Origin of the sequence: Streptomyces sp. KL109B (assembly GCF_030766935.1) — a bacterium.
Lineage (GTDB): Bacteria > Actinomycetota > Actinomycetes > Streptomycetales > Streptomycetaceae > Streptomyces.
In genome coordinates this window covers 165731-183808 of record NZ_JASERL010000008.1, presented here as the reverse complement: position 1 = coordinate 183808, position 18078 = coordinate 165731, and the positions used below count along the sequence as shown (strand labels likewise).

Sequence of the window (18078 nt, the reverse complement as noted above, 5' to 3'; positions counted from 1 at the left end):
TACGCTACGACCCCTCCTGCACCCCGTACGGCGTCGCGAAATACGGGTCAGGATCCCGCGGCCCGAACAACCCCGTAAGGCCCACGTGCACGACCAGCGCGGCAAGCGGCCACGCCAGAAGCGCCCCCTTGGCGTTCAACTCCAGGGGGGCGTCGAACACCACACCCTTGCCGAGCTCCTTCGCGTGCGCGGCGACGTTCTGCGTAGGACCGAGCCACACCCCGAACCGCCACGCGAGCACCCCGCCGAGCAGACTCCCGAGGGCAAGACCCACGACCAGCGGTACGCCGCCACGCCTGCGCCACAGGAAGACCGCGGCCCCGGTGACGACGCCGAACGCGAGCCCGAGCAGGGCGAACGTTCCGTCGACGCCGATGGCCTGCTCGCCCTCGGTGTCCTTGAGGTAGACCGCCGTGGCGTCGGAGACCAGTGGCACCCGGGGCGCGAGCCACAGCCACAGTGCGCCGAGCGCGAGCCCGACGAGCGCGACGCCGACCGTCACGAGGACGGCCTCACGCAGTTCGGCGCGGAGCCCGGGGCCGTCCTCGTGCTGCTGCGGGGCGGCGGGCGCGGGCGGCAGATGTCCGGTCATGGGGTCGGGTGCCTGCCAGGGGTCGCTGTGCCCGTTGTTGTGCGGGGGCTGATGGGGTGGCGGTGTCAGCGGTGCGGTCACCCTGCCATCGTGCCAGGCGCCGCTGTGCGACGCGTCACCGGACGGCGGCCCGACGGTACGCCCACGTCGCCACGGCCAGCGAGGCGACGCCGACGGCCGCGCAGACGCCCAGGTCGAGCAGGACCACGGCCCAGTCGGGGCGGTCGGCGAAGGTCCGCGCGAACGCCTCGACCCCGTACGTGGAGGGGAGCAGGTCCCGCGCCCACTGCACGAACTCCGGCATCCGGTCGGCGGGCAGCACGCCGAGCAGCAGCGCCGCCGACATCCCCAACTGGCCGAGCAGGGTGGCCAGTTCGGGCCGTGGCGCGAGCAGCCCGAGCGCCGCGCCGAGGCCGGAGAGCGCCGCCCCTGCCAGCGGGATCACGGCCACGAGCACCCACAGGTGGGCGAGCGGCAGCTGGAACATCAGGCAGCCGACGACGGCGGTGACGACGGTCCCCGGCACGGTGAACGAGGCGTACGCGCCCGCGGCGCCGAGCACCACGGACGCGGGCGGCACCGGCAGCGTCGCGTAGTGGTCGAGCCCGCCGGCGGCCCGGAGCTGCCCGAAGTACTGGGCGAGCAGGTTGAGCGCGACGAACGCGACGACGAGCACCGCGGACCCGGCGACGACGGCCTGCGCCTCCCTGCCGCCCTGGCCGACGACGCCGCGCATCAGGATCATGATGCCGACGCTCTGGAACGTCGCCACGAACAGCAGCGGGATCCGGGCCACGCGGGCCCGGCTGAGCTGCGCCCGGTAGACGGCGGCGAGCGAGGGCAAGAACCGGGCGCGGGGCGCGAGCAGTTCCTCGGCCGCCTCCGGCGCGGTCGCGCGGCGCGCGGACGCCGCCTCGACGGCCTCAACGGTCTCGGCGGGAACGACACTCATGCCTTCACCAGGCCCTTCACGCCGCTGCGGCTGCCGCCGAGCGCCAAGTACACGTCCTCCAGGCTCGGCGTCGCGAGCGTGAAGTCGTCCAGGAAGTCGAAGGCGGGTCCGCCGGTGACGGCGGCGACGGCGGCGCGGGCGGCGTCGGGTTCGAGCCGCAGCGACCAGCGCCGTCCGGCCTCCACGGCGTGCGTACACAGCCGTGCCACCTCTGCCAGCTCCATCGGCGCCTTCTCCCGCCACACCAGCTCGACGCGCACCTCACCGGCGACGCGCTCCTTGAGGCCCGCCGGGGTGTCGCAGGCGATCACGCGTCCCTGGTCGAGCACGGCGACGCGGTCGAGGACGGTCTCGGCCTCGATCACGTTGTGCGTGACGAGCAGCACGGTCGTGCCGCGCTCGGCCCGTCGCCGGTCGACGGCGGCCCATACGGCGCGGCGGGCGACGGGGTCCATGCCGGTGGTCGGCTCATCGAGCACGAGCAGCGGCCGTTCGCCGACGAGCGCGGCGGCGAAGCACGCGAGGCGCCGCTGGCCACCGGAGAGTTTCTTGATCGGCCGCGAGGCGAGCGGGGCGAGCCCCAGCTCGTCGAGCACGTCGTCCCGCGCGGCGCGCGCGTCCTTCAGCGAAAGCCCGCGCAGCCGCCCGGTGGTCTCGGCGGCCAACGCCACGGTGAGTTCGTCGAGGGCCGTCGACTCCTGCCCGAGGTAGGCGAGGATCCGCGACGCCCGCTCGGGATGCCGCACGATGTCGTGCCCAAGAATCTCTACGCTTCCGGCGTCGGGCCGCATGAGCCCGGTCAGCTGCCGTACGAGGGTGGACTTGCCGGCGCCGTTCGGCCCGAGCAGCCCGAAGATCTCGCCGCGCCGGATGTCGAGCCGTACGTCGTCCGTGGCTCGCAGCTCCGGCGTACCGGGTACGCCGCGGCGTCCGCGCGAGGCGGGATAGGTCTTCCTCAGACCCCGGACCGCGCACACGACGGAGCGCCGGTTACGCTTCGCGGCGACGTCATCGGTGCGCATACTCACGAGGAACGAGCCTACGGGGTCCGGCGTTCACGATTGCACGCGGGGCAGGACATATCCCACGCCTGCCGTACACCTCCGACGCGACCCGGCCCCGTCTTCCCATGCCCCAGCCTCACCGCGCCCACCCGCACCCACGCCCCGGGGCTCCGCCCCGGCCCCCGCCCCTCAATCGCCGGAGAGGCTCAATAAAACGCCCCCGCCACCGCCTTGGGCAATCTGCCGCCTAGTGGGGTCTCCCCTGCTCGGAGCTTGTCGGAGAGCTTGGGGAAGGCAGGGTGGGCAAGGCGGCCCCCGGTGCAGGCCGCACCGACGAACAGGCGCCGACCGCGGCACGGCCGGAAAATCCCGACCCGCCTAATCGGCGGCAGCCGCGTGTTCAGCCGTGCGGACGTCGATCTCCCGCCAGAACCCCGCCCGAATCGCATACCGGTCGTGCTCGTCGATCTGGTCGTCCTTGTGCGCCAGCAGGCCGAAGCGCGCCGCGTACCGCAACAGCTCCCCGTCGATCCGGTGCGGCACCCGCGGATACATGGTCGACAGCTTCTGGAGCTGCGCCTGGTCACCGAGCCGCTCCCGCCACCGCCTCGCGAACACCTGCCCCACCTCGTACGGATCCCCGCCGATCGCGGTGATGTCCTCCTCCCGGTCGGCCCACCGCTGCTCCGCCGTCGTGAGCTGCGCCAACGTAGGAAGGGACGCCACATCGGCCGGCTCCCCGCCCCCACCTGGCCGCTCGACCCACCCCTTGTCGGACGACCACCGCAACGTCGCGTTCGCGGGATGCTGCGCCACCGGCGCACCACCCGGCGCACCCGGCCCGCGCAGCGCGGCGAGGTCCTTGGGCGTGGGCACCCCCTTGCCGCCCCCGGCCCGCTCCGCCTCCTCCTGCGCCGCGGAGGGCGGCGCCGCCCCGTTCCCGTTCTCACCGCGCGCCGCGGCCGGCGCGTGCTGCACGGAGTCCGCCTCGCCGGTCTCCTCCACGGGCCGCCCCGCCGCGGCCAGCGCCGACTCGGGCAGCGGCGCGGAGAGGATCGCGGCGATCTCCGGCCGCGGCACCGGCGGCGGGGCGCAGATCCCGCCGAGTTCCTTGGCGCGTACGGCCTTCGTGATCCAGGTCCGGTCGAGGACCCGCCGCTCGTCGGCCTCGGCGACCAGGTCCTCTGACTGGTTGTAGTCGCCGTCGGCGGCCTGCACCGCCCACAGGTGGACGGCGACGCCGTGCTCCTTGGCGGCCATCATGCCGGGCAGAAGATCACCGTCGCCGGTCACCAGGACCACGTCCGAGCAGGCCCGGTTGCGCGCCAGCTCCGTCAGCTCCGCGTGCATCGCCGCGTCGACGCCCTTCTGCGCCCACCGCCCGTCGCTCCTGGTCAGCGCGCCGAGCCGGACCGTCACCCGCGGCATCACCCGCAGCCGCCGGTGCTCGGGCTGCGGGACCCGGTCGGGTGCCCCGTCGAACCAGTAGATGCGAAGGAGTTCCCGCCCGGTCTCCGCCTCGGCGCGCTCGCGCAGCCCCTGGATGAGGGCGGCATGGTCGACATGAATCCGGGACCGGGACGGCTCACCGGCGAGCAGACTCGCCGCGGCCCCCAGCAGATACCCGGCGTCCACCAGGACGATGCAACGGTCCACGCGATCCACCCTCTTTCCGCCGACTTGCAAGGAGTCCGGACACGCTCCACGGGGCGGCCCCCGCGGCTTCGCTTCGGGTTTCCTTCGAGTCTGCCCGACCGCGCGGGGGTTAACGGCCCGAACTGGATCTTCGGCGTGGCGGAAGCCCTGAACTCGGGGCGGACACACCGCGCCGACCACCCATTACGGGCCGTAATACTCCGAAATGCGGTCTTTCTCCGCCTGTGTGAATCTGAACCCGGCCCTGGCCCCTAGATCCCCCGCAGGAGGCAGATCACCATGGCCAAGAACCGTAAACAGAACCGCCACCAGCAGAAGGCGGCACAGGCCGCTCAGCCGGACGAGCAGGCCAAGTCCTCGGCCATGGAGGCCCAGGCCAAGTCGGCCGTGGAAGCCACGCCGGGCGACGTGGCCCGTAAGCACCGCGAGCGCCGCTTCGGCCACAACTGAGACCTCAACCGAGACCTCAACTGAGGCGCCTCGTAAGGCAGTTGGCACACAGCGAGGGGCGCGCCCGGAGTTCCCGGGTGCGCCCCTCGCGCGTGTCTCTACGTTCCCGTAGCCGCTAACCCGCCAGGCAGGACGGTCCCAGCAGCACCTTCAGGTCTCCGTACAGCGCCGGGTCCGGCTTCACCCGGTGCCGGTCGAGCCGCAGCACCGTGGTCTTGCGCGGCCCCTGGAGCTTGATCCGGACCTCGCTGTCGCCGCGGTGGTTGGTGAGGATCTCGCCGAGGCGGCTGATCATCGGCGGGGTCACCTTGAGGGCGGGGATGGTGAGGACCACGGGCGCGTTGGTGCCCGCGTTCGACAGGTCGGGGACCTGCATCTCCATGGCGACCAGGCGCGGCACGTCCTCGCGCTTGTCGAGGCGGCCCTTCACGAACACGACGGCGTCCTCGACGAGCTGCGTGGACACCAGCTGGTACGTCGCCGGGAAGAACATGCACTCGATGGAACCGGCGAGGTCCTCGACGGTCGCGATCGCCCAGGCGTTGCCCTGCTTGGTCATCTTGCGCTGGAGGCCGGAGATGATGCCGCCGACCGTGACGACCGCGCCGTCGCCGAAGTCGCCGCCGGTGAGCTGGCCGATGCCCGCGTCCGCCTTGTCGGACAGGACGTGCTCCAGGCCGAAGAGCGGGTGGTCGGAGACGTACAGGCCGAGCATCTCGCGCTCCTGGGCGAGCAGATACGTCTTGTCCCACTCGTCCTCGGAGAACTCGACGTCGAGGCCGAAGCCCGGTTCGTCGCTCTCGCCCTCGCCCATGCCGCCGAAGAGGTCGAACTGCCCCTCGGCCTCCTTGCGCTTCACCGCCACGACGTTGTCGATCATCGGCTCGTACTGGGCGGTGAGCCCCTTGCGGGTGTGTCCCATCTGGTCGAAGGCGCCGGCCTTGATCAGCGATTCCGTGGTCCGCTTATTGCAGGCCGCGGCCTCGATCTTGTCCAGGTAGTCGGGGAACGAGGCGAACTTCCCCTTCGCCTTGCGGGCCCGGGTGATCGACTCCACCACGTTCCCACCGACGTTACGGACCGCCTCCAGGCCGAAGAGGATCACGTCGTCGCCCTGGGCGGCGAAGTTGTGCACCGACTCGTTCACGTCCGGCGGCAGGACCTTGATCTTCATGCGCCGGCACTCGTTGAGGTAGACGGCCGACTTGTCCTTGTCGTCCTTCACCGAGGTGAGCAGCGCGGCCATGTACTCGGCCGGGTAGTTCGCCTTCAGGTACGCGGTCCAGTAGGTGACCAGGCCGTACGCGGAGGAGTGCGCCTTGTTGAACGCGTAGCCGGCGAACGGCACCAGGACGTCCCACAGCGCCTGGATCGCCTGGTCGGAGAAGCCCTTCTTCTTGGCGCCCTCCTGGAAGAGCACGAAGTTCTTCGCCAGTTCCTCGGGCTTCTTCTTGCCCATCACGCGGCGCAGCACGTCGGCCTCGCCGAGCGAGTAACCGGCGACGATCTGCGCGGCCTTCTGCACCTGCTCCTGGTACACGATGAGGCCGTAGGTGAGGCCGAGCGTGTCCTTCAGGGGCTCTTCGAGCTCCGGGTGGATCGGCGAGATCTCCTGGCGGCCGTTCTTGCGCTCCGCGTAGTTGATGTGCGAGTTCATGCCCATCGGGCCCGGCCGGTACAGGGCCGAGACGGCGGAAATGTCCTCGAAGTTGTCGGGCTGCATCTGGCGCAGCAGCGAGCGCATCGGGCCGCCGTCGAACTGGAAGACGCCCAGCGTGTCACCGCGGCAGAGCAGTTCGAAGGTCTTCGGGTCGTCCAGCGGGAGGTCGAGCATCTCCAGGTCGATGCCCTTGTTGGACCGCACCATCTTGACGGCGTCGTCCATGATCGTGAGGTTGCGGAGGCCCAGGAAGTCCATCTTCAGGAGGCCGAGCGACTCGCACTGCGGGTAGTCCCACTGCGTGATGGTCACGCCGTCGGTGTGCCGGGTCCACAGCGGGGCGTGGTCGACGATCGGCTCGCTGGACATGATCACGCCGGCCGCGTGCACGCCCATCTGCCGGACCAGGCCCTCGACGCCCTTGGCGGTGTCGATGACCTTCTTGACGTCCGCCTCGTTCTCGTACATCCCCCGGATCTCGCCCGCCTCCGAGTAGCGGGGGTGCTCGGGGTTGGTGATGCCGTCGAGGTCGATGCCCTTGCCGAGGACGTCGGCGGGCATCGCCTTGGTGAGGCGGTCGCCCATCGCGTACGGGTAGCCGAGCACGCGCGCGGAGTCCTTGATCGCGTTCTTGGCCTTGATCTTGCCGTACGTGCCGATCATGGCGACCTTGTCGGCGCCGTACTTCTCGGTCACGTACCTGATCACTTCGACGCGCCTGCGCTCGTCGAAGTCGATGTCGACGTCGGGCATGGAGACGCGCTCGGGGTTGAGGAAGCGCTCGAAGATCAGGCCGTGCGTGATCGGGTCGAGGTCGGTGATGCCCATCGCGTAGGCGACGATCGAACCGGCCGCGGAGCCTCGCCCTGGACCGACCGCGATGCCGTTGTTCTTCGCCCACATGATGAAGTCCGCGACGACCAGGAAGTATCCCGGGAACCCCATCTGGATGATGATGTCCATCTCGTACTCGGCCTGCTTCTGCCGGTCGTCGGGGACACCGCCCGGATAGCGGCGCTGCATGCCGACCCGGACCTCTTCCTGGAACCAGGTGACCTCGGTGAAGCCCTCCGGGATCTCGAACTTCGGCATGAGGTCGCGCTTCTCGAACATGCCGGTCGTGTCGATCTGCTCGGCCACGAGCAGCGTGTTCCGGCAGCCCTCCTGCCAGGCGTCCGAGGAGTCGACGGCGTACATCTCGTCGGTCGACTTCAGGTAGTAGCCCGTGCCGTTGAACCGGAAGCGGTCCGGGTCGGAGAGGTTCTTGCCGGTCTGGATGCACAGCAGCGCGTCGTGCGCGGTCGCCTCGTGCGCGTACGTGTAGTGCGAGTCGTTCGTCACCAGCGGCGGGATGCCGACCTTCTTGCCGACCCGCAGCAGGTCCTCGCGGACCTTGTGCTCGATGTCGATCCCGTGGTCCATCAGCTCCAGGAAGTACCGGTCCTTGCCGAAGATGTCCTGGTACTCGGCGGCCGCCTTGACCGCCTCGTCGAACTGGCCGAGGCGGAGGCGGGTCTGGACCTCGCCCGAGGGGCAGCCGGTGGAGGCGATGATGCCCTCGCTCCACTGGGAGAGCGTCTCCTTGTCCATGCGCGGCCACTTCTGCAGCCAGCCCTCGGCGTACGCGTCCGAGGTCAGCTTGAACAGGTTGTGCAGCCCCGTGCTGTTCGCCGCCCACATCGTCTTGTGGGTGTAACCACCGGAACCGGAGACGTCGTCGCGCTTCTGGTGCGGCTGGCCCCACTGGATCTTCCGCTTGGTGCGCCGGGACTCGGGGGCGACGTACGCCTCGATGCCGATGATCGGCGTGATGCCCGCCTTCTCCGCGGTGTGGAAGAAGTCGTACGCCCCGTGCAGGTTGCCGTGGTCGGACATCGCGATGTGCGTCATGCCCATGTCGCCGGCGGCCTTGAACATGTCCTTCAGCCGCGCCGCACCGTCCAGCAGCGAGTACTGGGTGTGCACGTGCAGGTGCGTGAAGGGCGGCTTTGACACGGTGGGGGCCTCCAATGGAAAACACCGGGCGGGCGGATGAGGGACAGCTTGGAAGTCTACGACCGCGCACTGACAACCCGCGGGCACTCGGGGGTACGGTCGTGCGTTGGACTGGACAGAACACTTGTCCTGCGTGTCACACAGCTCACGCATCACCCGCACCAGGAGGCACCCAGCGATGTCGGAACCGCAGCCCACCGCTGAGCAGCGCGGCGAGCAGATCCTCTCCGTCTTCGACACCGCGTTCGGCGAGCTCCTCGCCGCGGACCCGGCGGCCTTCCGCGTGAAGTTCCGCAAGATGGCCGCCTCCGCCTTCGCGTTCTACCGGGGCACGGCCTGCCTGTTCTACCGGGACGTGGAGCGCGAGCAGCACGGCGGGCCGTTCCTGGACGACCGCACCAGCCGGGTGTGGATCCACGGCGACCTGCACGCGGAGAACTTCGGCACGTACATGGACTCCACGGGCCGGCTGATCTTCAACGTGAACGACTTCGACGAGGCGTACGTGGGCCCCTTCACCTGGGACCTCAAGCGCTTCGCCGCCTCCGTGGCGCTGATCGGCTACTCCAAGGCGCTCGGCGACGAACAGATCACCGACCTGGTGCGCACGTACGCGGAGGCCTACCGCGAGCGCATCCACGCGCTCGCGACGGGCGCCAAGAGCGACGAGGTGCCGCCCTTCACGCTGGACACGGCGGAGGGCCCGCTCCTGGAGGCGCTGCGCGACGCCCGCGCGCTGACCCGTTTCGGCCTCCTGGAGACCATGACGGAGATCCGCGACTTCGAGCGCCGCTTCGCGCCCGGCGGCGGCGCCATCGAGCTGGACGCGGCGACGCGGTACAAGGTGCTCGCGGCGTTCGACGGCTACCTGGAGACGCTGCCGGAGTCCTCCCTCGCCCGCCCGGACTCGTACCGCGTGAAGGATGTGGTCGGGCGCCGCGGCATCGGCATCGGCTCCGCGGGCCTGCCCTCGTACAACATCCTTCTGGAGGGCAACAGCGACGCCCTGGAGAACGATGTCGTGATCTATCTCAAGCAGGCCCAGACCCCGGCCGTCTCACGGCACATCACCGACCAGGCGGTCCGTGGCTACTTCCAGCACGAGGGCCACCGCACGGTCATCTCGCAGCGCGCCCTCCAGGCGCACGCCGACCCGTGGCTGGGCTGGACGGAGCTGGACGGCGCCGGGCAGCTGGTCGCCGAGGTCTCGCCGTACGCGGTGGACCTGGACTGGGGCGACATCGACGACCTGGAGGAGATCGCGGCGGTCGTCGCCGACCTCGGCCGGGCCACGGCGACGATGCACGCGGCGGCCGACGACCAGTCAGGCGAGTCGCTCGTCCCGTTCTCCACGGAGCGCGCCATCGACGCGGCGATCGCCGCCGACGAGGACGGTTTCGCGCCTCTCCTGGTCGAGTTCGCGCACTCCTACGGGGCACGCGCGCGTGCGGACCACCAGATCTTCGTGGACCTGTTCCGCAACGGCCGGATCCCGGGGCTGTGAGGGGCCGCCCGTACCTGACGCACAGGAACCCTTTAGGCATCGTTTACCGCACGGCATGGGACACTCCTCCGCGATGGACGACATATCCGGGACTCCACTACGAGTGATGCGCGCGGCGCTGTTCACGGCCTTCGTCGTGACGCTGTCCGTCGCGTCGCACGTACTGCTGTCCCGGGCTCCGCTGCCGCTCACGACGGTCGCCGCGACCGCCGCGGCCGTCTTCGTGATCGCGTACGCGCTGGCGGGCCGCGAGCGCGGCTTCGGCCGCATCGCCGCCCTGCTCGTCCCGCTTGAACTGGCCGCCGACACGGTCTTCACGACCGGCCAGCACGTCTGTTACGGCGAGGCGGGCGGCCCCGTCGCGGGCCCGCTGCGCCAGTTCGGCTTCGACGTGCTGTGTGCCGGGAACGTGGGCACCCCGCTGGCCCGGATGACGGGTGGCAGCACCGACAAGGCCGCCGCCCTGTTCGCCCACACCGACCCGGCGGCCTCCTGGCTGCTGCTCGGCGCGCACATCGCCGTGGGCCTGCTCGCGGCCGCCTGGCTGCGCCGCGGCGAACAGGCCCTGGCCCAACTGCTGCGCGCGGTCGCCGCCTTCGCGTTCCGGCCGCTGCTGATCGCGGTCGCCGCGGTCACCGTCCGGCGCGAGCCGGCCGTGCGCCTGCCGCGCCGCCCCGCCCCGCGCGTACCGGCCTCCCGCACCCGGCTGTGGGTGCACTCCGTAGGACGGCGCGGACCGCCGCCGCTCGCCGCCTGACCTCACCCCAGACGGACGTTTTTCACAGACCTACGGAGTACGACCATGAGCAAGCGCAACAGCCAGCAGGCGAAGACGGCGGCCCGCGAGCGGCTGCGCATCGAACGCGAGCGCCAGGCCAAGAAGGAGAAGACGAAGCGGCAGGTGATCGTCGGCGTTTCCATCGTCGCGGTCCTGGCGATCGCCGGCGGCATCGGCTACGCGGTGATGCAGGCCAGCAAGCCCTCGGAATGGCAGACGGCGATGGACGCCAAGTCCTCCGCCGTGAAGGCGCCCGCACACACCTCCGGCAAGGACGGCACGACGGTCGTCATCGGCAAGAGCAGCGCGAAGAAGACCCTGAAGGTCTACGAGGACTCGCGCTGCCCGGTCTGCGCCTCCTTCGAGCAGACCGTCGGCCCGACGCTCCACAAGGACGTCGAGGCGGGCAAGTTCAAGCTCCAGTACATCGGTGCCACCTTCATCGACGGCGACGACCCGGGCAAGGGCGACGTGGGCACCCGGGGCGAAGGCTCGAAGAACGCGCTGAGCGCGCTCGGCGCGGCCCTCAACGTGAGCCAGGACGCCTTCGTCGACTACAAGGAGGCGCTCTACTCGGCGAAGTTCCACCCCGATGAGAGCGAGGACAAGTTCAAGGACGACGACTACCTGATCAAGGTCGCCGACAGTGTGGACTCGCTCAAGGGCAACAAGGCCTTCCAGAAGGACGTCGAGGACGGCACCTACGACGCGTGGGCGTTGAAGATGTCCAAGAAGTTCAACTCGAACAAGGACGAGGTCACCGGCACTCCCAGCCTCGTCATGGACGGCAAGAAGCTGACGGGTTCGGACGGCCAGAACGCGCCGATGACCGTGGCCGAGTACAACACCGCGATCAAGAAGGCCCTCAAGGGCTGACGATCCAACCGGTGCGCGAAGGCCGCTGCGCGAAGAGCGGGCGAACTCTTTCGGGTTCGCCCGCTTTTTGTATCTACCAGTCAGTAGTCTGACCGGCTGTGACCAGTCGATTCGATCAATCCGCCCCGGCATCCGCCCCGAGCCGCCGCACGGTCGTCAAGGCCGCGGCCGCCGGCGCCGCGCTCGCCGCACCGCTCGCGGCCACGTCCCCCGCCCACGCCGCCGAGGCCCCCGCCTTCCTGCACGGCGTCGCGTCCGGCGACCCGCTGCCCGACGGGGTCCTGCTGTGGACGCGCGTGACCCCGACCGCGGAGGCGATACCCGGCTCCGGCAAGGGACCCGACGTACGGGTGAGTTGGGAGATCGCCGAGGACAAGGGCTTCCGTACGGTCGTCGGCCGCGGAACCGTGACCGCGAGCGCCGCCTCCGACCACACGGTGAAGGCCGACGTAAGGGGCTTGCGCCCGGAGACCGCCTATTACTTCCGCTTCTCCGTGGACGCCACCCACTCCCCCGTGGGCCGCACCCGCACCACACCCGCCGCCGACGCGTCCCCCGCGGGCCTGCGCTTCGGCGTCGTCTCCTGCGCCAACTGGGAGGCCGGCTACTACTCCCCGTACCGGCACCTGGCAGCCCGCACCGACCTGGACGCGGTCCTGCACCTCGGCGACTACCTCTACGAGTACAAGACCGGCGAGTACCCGACCGCCGACTACACCGTCCGGCAGCACGCGCCCACCCACGAGATCGTCTCGCTCGCCGACTACCGCACCCGGCACGGCCAGACCAAGACGGACGCCGACGTCCAGGCGATGCAGGCCACGCACCCGCTCATCGCGATCTGGGACGACCACGAGTTCGCCAACGACGCCTGGTCGGGCGGTGCCGAGAACCACACCCCGGACACCGAGGGCGACTGGGCGGCGCGCCAACAGGCCGCCAAGCAGGCCTACTTCGAGTGGATGCCGGTACGCCCGTCCACCGCGGGCACCGTCTTCAGACGGCTCCGGTTCGGCTCGCTCGCCGACCTGCACCTCCTCGACCTGCGCTCGTTCCGCTCCGAGCAGTCGAGCGTCGGCAACGGCGCCGTCGACTCCCCGGACCGTACGATCACGGGCCGCGCCCAGCTCGACTGGCTGAAGTCGGGCCTCACCGCCTCGGACGCCCACTGGAAGCTGGTCGGCACCTCGGTGATGATCTCGCCGGTCGCCTTCGGCGCGCTGCCCGCGCATCTCACGGGCCCGCTCGCCGAGTTGCTCGGCCTCCCGAAGGAAGGCCTGGCGATCAACGTCGACCAGTGGGACGGCTATACGCACGACCGCGCCGAGCTGATCTCCCACCTGCGCGAGCACGCCGTCCGCGACACCGTCTTCCTGACCGGCGACATCCACATGGCGTGGGCCAACGACGTACCGGTCAAGGCGGCGACGTACCCGCTGTCCCCGTCCGCGGCGACGGAGTTCGTGGTCACGTCCGTGACCTCCGACAACCTGGACGACATCCTGCACGTCGCCCCGGACACGCTCTCCACGGTCGCCGAGGGCGCCATCAAGGCGGCCAACCGGCACGTGCGCTGGCTGGACATGGACCACCACGGGTACGGCGTCCTGGACGTCACCGCCGAGCGGGCGCAGATGGACTTCTACGTGGTCTCCGACCGCGCGGACGCCAACGCCACGTCCGCCTGGAAGCGCTCGTACCGCACCCTCACCGGTACGCAGAAGGTCGAGCGGGTGGACACCCCGGTCGCGTAAAGCAGCGCGCTAGAGGGCCTAGAGGGTCTAGAGGGCCTACAGGGTTTCGAGGAAGCCGAGCGCCACCCGCCAGGTGGCCTCGGCGGCCTCCTCGTCGTAGTCCGGCAGATCGGGGTCCGTGTAGAGGTGCCCGGCGCCCGCGTAGCGGTAGACCTCGACATCGGCGCCCGTGCGGCCCATCTGCAGGTACCAGGCGGTCAGCCAGTCGTCCGTCTCGAAGGGGTCGGGCTCGGCGACGTGCAGCTGCACCGGCAGCTCGTCCACGGTGACGCCCTCCGAGATGTCCGAGGTGCCGTGCAGGAGCAGCAGCCCCTTCGCCTTCTCGTCGCCGAGGGCGAGGGTCTGCGCGGTCGCGGCGCCGAGCGAGAACCCGGCGTAGACGAGCCCGCGGTCGGAGTACGGGGCGGCGGCCAGGACGGCGCGCTTGAGCAGCTCGTCCTTGCCGATCTCGTCCTTGAAGGCCATGCCCTCCTCGACGGTGTCGAAGGTGCGGCCCTCGAAGAGGTCGGGGGTCCACACCTCGTGCCCGGCGGCGCGCAGCCGGTCGGCGGCGGACTCCACGGCGGGCCGCAGTCCGAACGCCGAATGGAAAAGCATGATGTTCATGGGCTCCATGGTGCCAGGGACCCCGCAGGTTAGCCGCGCCCGATCCCGGTTACCGTCGTTGCATGGAGAACGTACTGCGCCCCCTGATCGTCATTGGCGGCTCGGTCGTGCTCACGCTGCTCGTGGGGTGGGCCGTCGACCGGTTGTTGAAGCGCACCGACCAGCGCCACCACGAGACCCCACTATGGGGGCTGCTTCGCCGCTGCCGGCTGCCGCTCCAGTTCGTCCTGTGCGCGGCGCTGCTGCGGGGCTCGTACGACCAGACGGGCCTCGCGAAGGAACACAACGGCGGCATTGGAGAAACGCTTAGCCTGGTCCTGATCGGCGCCACCGCCTGGCTCGCCGTGCGGATCTCCTCCGCCATAGTCGAGTCGTCCTACGCCCGGTACGCCACCGCGCAGCGCGATCCGGCCCGGGTCCGGCGCGTACGCACCCAGGTCACGCTGATCCAGCGCGTCGTCATCGCGGTCGTCGGCGTCGTGGCGGCGGCCGCGATGCTCCTGACGTTCCCCGCCTTCAGGGCGGCCGGGGCCTCGCTGCTGGCCTCGGCCGGCATCCTGGGCATCGTCGCCGGTGTCGCCGCGCAGTCCACGCTCGGAAACCTTTTTGCAGGGCTCCAGATCGCGTTCGGCGACATGGTGCGGATCGGCGACACCGTGGTCGTGGACGGCGAGTGGGGCACGGTCGAGGAGATCACCCTGACCTTCCTCGCCGTACGCACCTGGGACGAGCGGCGGATCACCATGCCGGTCTCGTACTTCACGTCGAAGCCGTTCGAGAACTGGTCGCGCGGCGGCGCCCAGATGACCGGCACCGTCTTCTTCCACCTCGACCACAGCGCGCCCGTGCCCGAGATGCGCGAGAAGCTGCACGACGTGCTGCGCGAGTGCGCCGCCTGGGACGGCCGCGACTGGGGCCTCGCCGTCACCGACACCACGCCCAGCACCCTCCAGGTCCGCGCCCTGGTCACGGCCAAGGACGCGGACGACATCTGGACGGTGCGGGTCCAGGTCCGCGAGCAACTGGTGCGCTGGCTGACCGACTTCCACCCGTACGCGCTGCCGCGGATCAACACGGCGACGGCGCTGGTCGCCCCGGACGAGCTGGACTCCCTCCCGGACCACGTGATCAGCCGGGACGGCCGGGCCCCGCGCACGGGGCGGGGCTGAGGAACGCGCGCTAACGCCCCAGCAGCTCCCCGCCGTTGACCTGGACGATCTGCCCGCTGACATGGCCGCCGCCGGGCGAGGCCAGCCACAGCACGGTGGACGCGATGTCCTGGGGCGTCCCCGCGCGGCCGGTCGGGATGGCGTCGACGCGGCGCCGGTACTCCGCCTCGGGCATCGTCGGGCCGAAGAAGTCGGTGTCCTCGATATAGCCGGGCGCGATGGTGTTCACGGTGATGCCGCGCGGGCCGAGCTGCCGGGCGAGGTCGAACGTGTACGGGTGCAGGGCCGCCTTGGCGGCGCCGTACGAGCCCTGGTTCGAGCCGCGCAGCCCGGCGATCGAGGAGACGAACACGATCCGGCCGCCCGGCGCGGTCAGGTGCTCGCGCAGCGCCTCGGTCAGCAGCACCGAAGTGAGCGTATTGATACGGAAGTTGGCGTTCCATTCGTGGGCCACGGCGTCCAGCGGATCGTCGCCCTCCGGGGCCGGATGGGTCCGGCCGCCGAACCCGCCCGCGCTGTGCACGAGCACGTCGACCGTCCCGGCGAACGCCTCCAGGGCGAAGCCGGCGGCGCCGCGCGCCCCCTCGACCGTACTGAGATCGGCCGGGTACCTCAGCGCGCCGGGCACATCGGCCTTCTCCAGGACCTCGATACGCCGCCCGAGCAGCAGCACCCGGTCCCCTTCCGCGGCGAAGGACTGGGCCGCGGCGAGCCCGATTCCCGTGCCGCCTCCGGTGATTATCACGTTGCGTGCCATAGGCACGAGCCTAGAACTTCGAGGATGCGCCGAGCCCGACGTGCCTCGACTCTTGCCCCAAGCATTACCCCGAAGCCCATGAAGACCACGAAGACCACGAAGACCACGACCGCCTCACCGCAGGCTGCGCACATCCAGTTTTCTGAGCACCTTGTCGACCACCTCCGGGTCGGAGCCCGGTTCGCTGCGGGCCGCGAGGACCTCGTGGCGGGCCGCGGACATCATCTCCGACTGGATGCGGCGGATCCGCTTGATCCGGGCGACCCGCTTGGCCTGCTTCTCGCGCCGCTCGTCCGCGCCCATCTCCGGGTTGATGCGCAGGCCGATGTCGTAGGCGCGGCGCAGCATCTGCTCCTGCACCTCCTCCGGCAGCTCCTCGACCTCCTCGATCTCCTTGAGCCGCCGCTTGGCCGCCTTCGCGGCGCGCAGCGCGAGCTGCTTCTCGTACTCCCGCTCCAGGGAGTTGTCGCTGCGCACGCCGAGCTTCTTCACCAGCCACGGCAGGCTCAGCCCCTGCAGCACAAGCGTCGCCATGATCACCCCGAACGCGAGGAAGACGATCTCGTCCCGGTCCGGGAAGGGTGAGCCGTCGTCCATGGTCAGCGGGATGGCGAGGGCCAGCGCCACCGAGGCGACGCCGCGCATTCCGGCCCACCACATGACGACCGTCTCGCGCCAGCTGACCGGGATGTCCTCGTCGACGTCGCGCCTCAGGTGCATCCGTCGCGTCACCCACGTCATCGGCAACAGCCACAGCAGCCGTACGAGGATGACGACCGCGACGACCGCGCCCGCCCAGCCCAGCATCTCGCCCCAGCGGCCCTGCGCGGTCCGCACGACGTTGTGCACCTCGAGGCCGATGAGGCCGAAGGCGACGCCCGTGACGAGGGTGTCCACGACGTCCCAGAAGGCGCTCCCGGTGAGCCGCGTCATCACGTCGTCGGCGTCGAAGGCGTGCTCGGCCAGGAACATCGCCGTGGTCAGGACCGCGAGCACGCCCGAGCCCTTGAGTTCCTCGGCGAGGACGTACGAGGCGTAGGGGATCAGCAGCGTGAGGCCGATCTGGAGGGTGGCGTCGCCGAGGTAGCCGATGAGCTTGTTGGCGATCCAGCCGAGCGCCCAGCCGACGAGGATGGCGACGACCGCGGACAGCACCAGGTCGAGCGCGGCGCGCGGCAGCGAGAAGGTGCCGCTGACGGCGGCGGCGATCGCGACGTGGTACAGCACGATCGCGGTCACGTCGTTGAACAGGCCCTCGCCCTCCAGGATCGACACCATGCGCCGGGGCAGGCCGAGTTGACCGGCGACGGCGGTCGCGGCGACCGGGTCGGGCGGCGCCACGAGCGCGCCGAGCGCGACGGCCGCGGCGACCGGCAGGCCCGGCACGATGGCGTCGGCGACGAAGGCGACCGCGGCCGTGGTGACGAAGACCAGCGCCACGGCGAGCAGGAAGATCGGCCGTTTATTGGCCGCGAACTGCCGCCAGGAGGTGCGGTGCACGGCCGCGTAGAGCAGAGGTGGCAGCACCAGCGGCAGGATCAGGTCCGGGTTGATGTCGACGTTCGGCACCGCCTGGATCAGCGCCAGGGCGATGCCGAGCAGCGTCATCAGGACGGGCGACGGCAGGCCGAGCCGGTCTCCGAGCGGCACGGTCAGCACGGCCCCGAGCAACAGCACGAACAGCAGGGCCAATTGATCCACGGGGGCTCCGACCAGACTCGACGATCATGCGCGTTCCGGCCTCAAGAGTGCCACGCACTCCGGATCAAATCGTCTTTTTCCGGCCCGACCGGCCTTTCCTCCGGTGGACCTCCGGTGGGCCTTCGGTGGAGTGGTGCTCAGCCGAGCGGCTTGCGCATCGCGCGGTGGTCGATCCCCGCGTCCAGGAACTCCGGCCCGTACGCGACGTATCCGAGGCGCTCGTAGAAGCCCAGCGCCCGCGTCTGCGCGTGCAGGTCCACGGCGGCGAGCCCACGCGCGCGTGCCGCGTCCTCGATGGCCCGCACCAGCGCCGCACCCACACCGAGGCCGCGCGCGGCCTTGGTCACGGCGAGCCGGCCGAGTGCCCCGACGTCCGCCGCCCCGCCGTTCTTCGCGGCGGCGGCCTCGCCCGTGAGGAGGCGCCCGGTGCCGAGCGGCTCGCCGTCCGCCCGGACGGCGAGGACGTGCACCGCCCCGGCGTCGTACGCGTCGTACTCGAGGTCCTCGGGCACCCGCTGCTCGACGACGAAGACCTCCTTGCGGACGGCGAAGCAGGCCTGCCGGTCCGGGTCGGAGTCCGCGACGCGAGTCACGTACGCGCGCGTGCCCAAGGGTTCGGCGGCG

The 18078-nt window shown here is 70.6% G+C and carries 15 protein-coding genes; 6 read left to right on the top strand and 9 right to left on the bottom strand.

The features are described from left to right. Positions 1-4 precede the first annotated feature (4 nt). The 4 genes from RBJ65_RS26470 to RBJ65_RS26455 all read right to left on the bottom strand — a co-directional run bounded on the left by RBJ65_RS26470 (position 5) and on the right by RBJ65_RS26455 (position 4204). Positions 5-673 carry a DUF2567 domain-containing protein gene (locus tag RBJ65_RS26470; RefSeq protein ID WP_306321253.1) on the bottom strand — a complete coding sequence of 223 codons (669 nt, stop codon included), beginning with the start codon at positions 671-673 and terminating at the stop codon, positions 5-7. 34 nt (positions 674-707) lie between these two features. Next, positions 708-1544, bottom strand: coding sequence for an ABC transporter permease (locus RBJ65_RS26465; RefSeq protein ID WP_306321254.1), 837 nt, complete (start codon positions 1542-1544; stop codon positions 708-710). Further along, positions 1541-2521: an ABC transporter ATP-binding protein gene (locus RBJ65_RS26460; RefSeq protein WP_306321373.1), complete on the bottom strand. Its 981-nt coding sequence runs from the start codon at positions 2519-2521 to the stop codon at positions 1541-1543. Before RBJ65_RS26460 ends, RBJ65_RS26465 begins: the two co-directional genes overlap by 4 nt. A 405-nt stretch (positions 2522-2926) precedes the next feature. After that, positions 2927-4204, bottom strand: a complete 1278-nt coding sequence (locus tag RBJ65_RS26455) for an NYN domain-containing protein (RefSeq protein ID WP_306321255.1) — start codon at positions 4202-4204, stop codon at positions 2927-2929. Positions 4205-4483: 279 nt separating this feature from the next. On the opposite strand from RBJ65_RS26455, the gene RBJ65_RS26450 reads away from it, so the two are divergent. After that, complete coding sequence (locus RBJ65_RS26450; RefSeq protein WP_306321256.1) at positions 4484-4654, top strand: hypothetical protein; 171 nt, start codon at positions 4484-4486, stop codon at positions 4652-4654. 115 nt (positions 4655-4769) lie between these two features. Here the strand turns inward: RBJ65_RS26450 and dnaE are convergent, their stop codons facing one another. Next, positions 4770-8309, bottom strand: a complete 3540-nt coding sequence (gene dnaE / locus RBJ65_RS26445) for a DNA polymerase III subunit alpha (RefSeq protein WP_306321257.1) — start codon at positions 8307-8309, stop codon at positions 4770-4772. Positions 8310-8487: 178 nt separating this feature from the next. Between dnaE and RBJ65_RS26440 the strand changes: the two genes are divergently transcribed. From RBJ65_RS26440 to RBJ65_RS26425, 4 genes are all read left to right on the top strand, one after another. Further along, positions 8488-9813: a DUF2252 domain-containing protein gene (locus RBJ65_RS26440; RefSeq protein WP_306321258.1), complete on the top strand. Its 1326-nt coding sequence runs from the start codon at positions 8488-8490 to the stop codon at positions 9811-9813. A gap of 73 nt (positions 9814-9886) precedes the next feature. Further along, a complete protein-coding gene (locus tag RBJ65_RS26435; protein WP_306321259.1) occupies positions 9887-10570 on the top strand; it encodes a hypothetical protein in 684 nt (227 codons plus the stop codon). A 45-nt stretch (positions 10571-10615) separates the two neighbouring features. Further along, a complete protein-coding gene (locus RBJ65_RS26430; protein WP_306321260.1) occupies positions 10616-11467 on the top strand; it encodes a thioredoxin domain-containing protein in 852 nt (283 codons plus the stop codon). Positions 11468-11565: 98 nt separating this feature from the next. Next, positions 11566-13221, top strand: coding sequence for an alkaline phosphatase (locus RBJ65_RS26425; RefSeq protein WP_306321261.1), 1656 nt, complete (start codon positions 11566-11568; stop codon positions 13219-13221). A gap of 36 nt (positions 13222-13257) precedes the next feature. On the opposite strand, the gene RBJ65_RS26420 is transcribed toward RBJ65_RS26425, so the two are convergent. Further along, positions 13258-13827: a dienelactone hydrolase family protein gene (locus RBJ65_RS26420; RefSeq protein WP_306321262.1), complete on the bottom strand. Its 570-nt coding sequence runs from the start codon at positions 13825-13827 to the stop codon at positions 13258-13260. A gap of 62 nt (positions 13828-13889) precedes the next feature. Between RBJ65_RS26420 and RBJ65_RS26415 the strand changes: the two genes are divergently transcribed. Continuing rightward, complete coding sequence (locus RBJ65_RS26415; RefSeq protein WP_306321263.1) at positions 13890-14996, top strand: mechanosensitive ion channel family protein; 1107 nt, start codon at positions 13890-13892, stop codon at positions 14994-14996. 10 nt (positions 14997-15006) lie between these two features. Here the strand turns inward: RBJ65_RS26415 and RBJ65_RS26410 are convergent, their stop codons facing one another. The 3 genes from RBJ65_RS26410 to RBJ65_RS26400 form a co-directional block, all read right to left on the bottom strand. Then, positions 15007-15753: an SDR family NAD(P)-dependent oxidoreductase gene (locus RBJ65_RS26410; protein WP_306321264.1), complete on the bottom strand. Its 747-nt coding sequence runs from the start codon at positions 15751-15753 to the stop codon at positions 15007-15009. A gap of 114 nt (positions 15754-15867) precedes the next feature. Beyond that, complete coding sequence (locus RBJ65_RS26405; RefSeq protein WP_306321265.1) at positions 15868-17454, bottom strand: Na+/H+ antiporter; 1587 nt, start codon at positions 17452-17454, stop codon at positions 15868-15870. 137 nt (positions 17455-17591) lie between these two features. Next, positions 17592-18065 (bottom strand): GNAT family N-acetyltransferase, encoded by a 474-nt coding sequence (locus tag RBJ65_RS26400; protein ID WP_306321374.1) that lies wholly within the window; start codon positions 18063-18065, stop codon positions 17592-17594. Positions 18066-18078 lie beyond the last annotated feature (13 nt).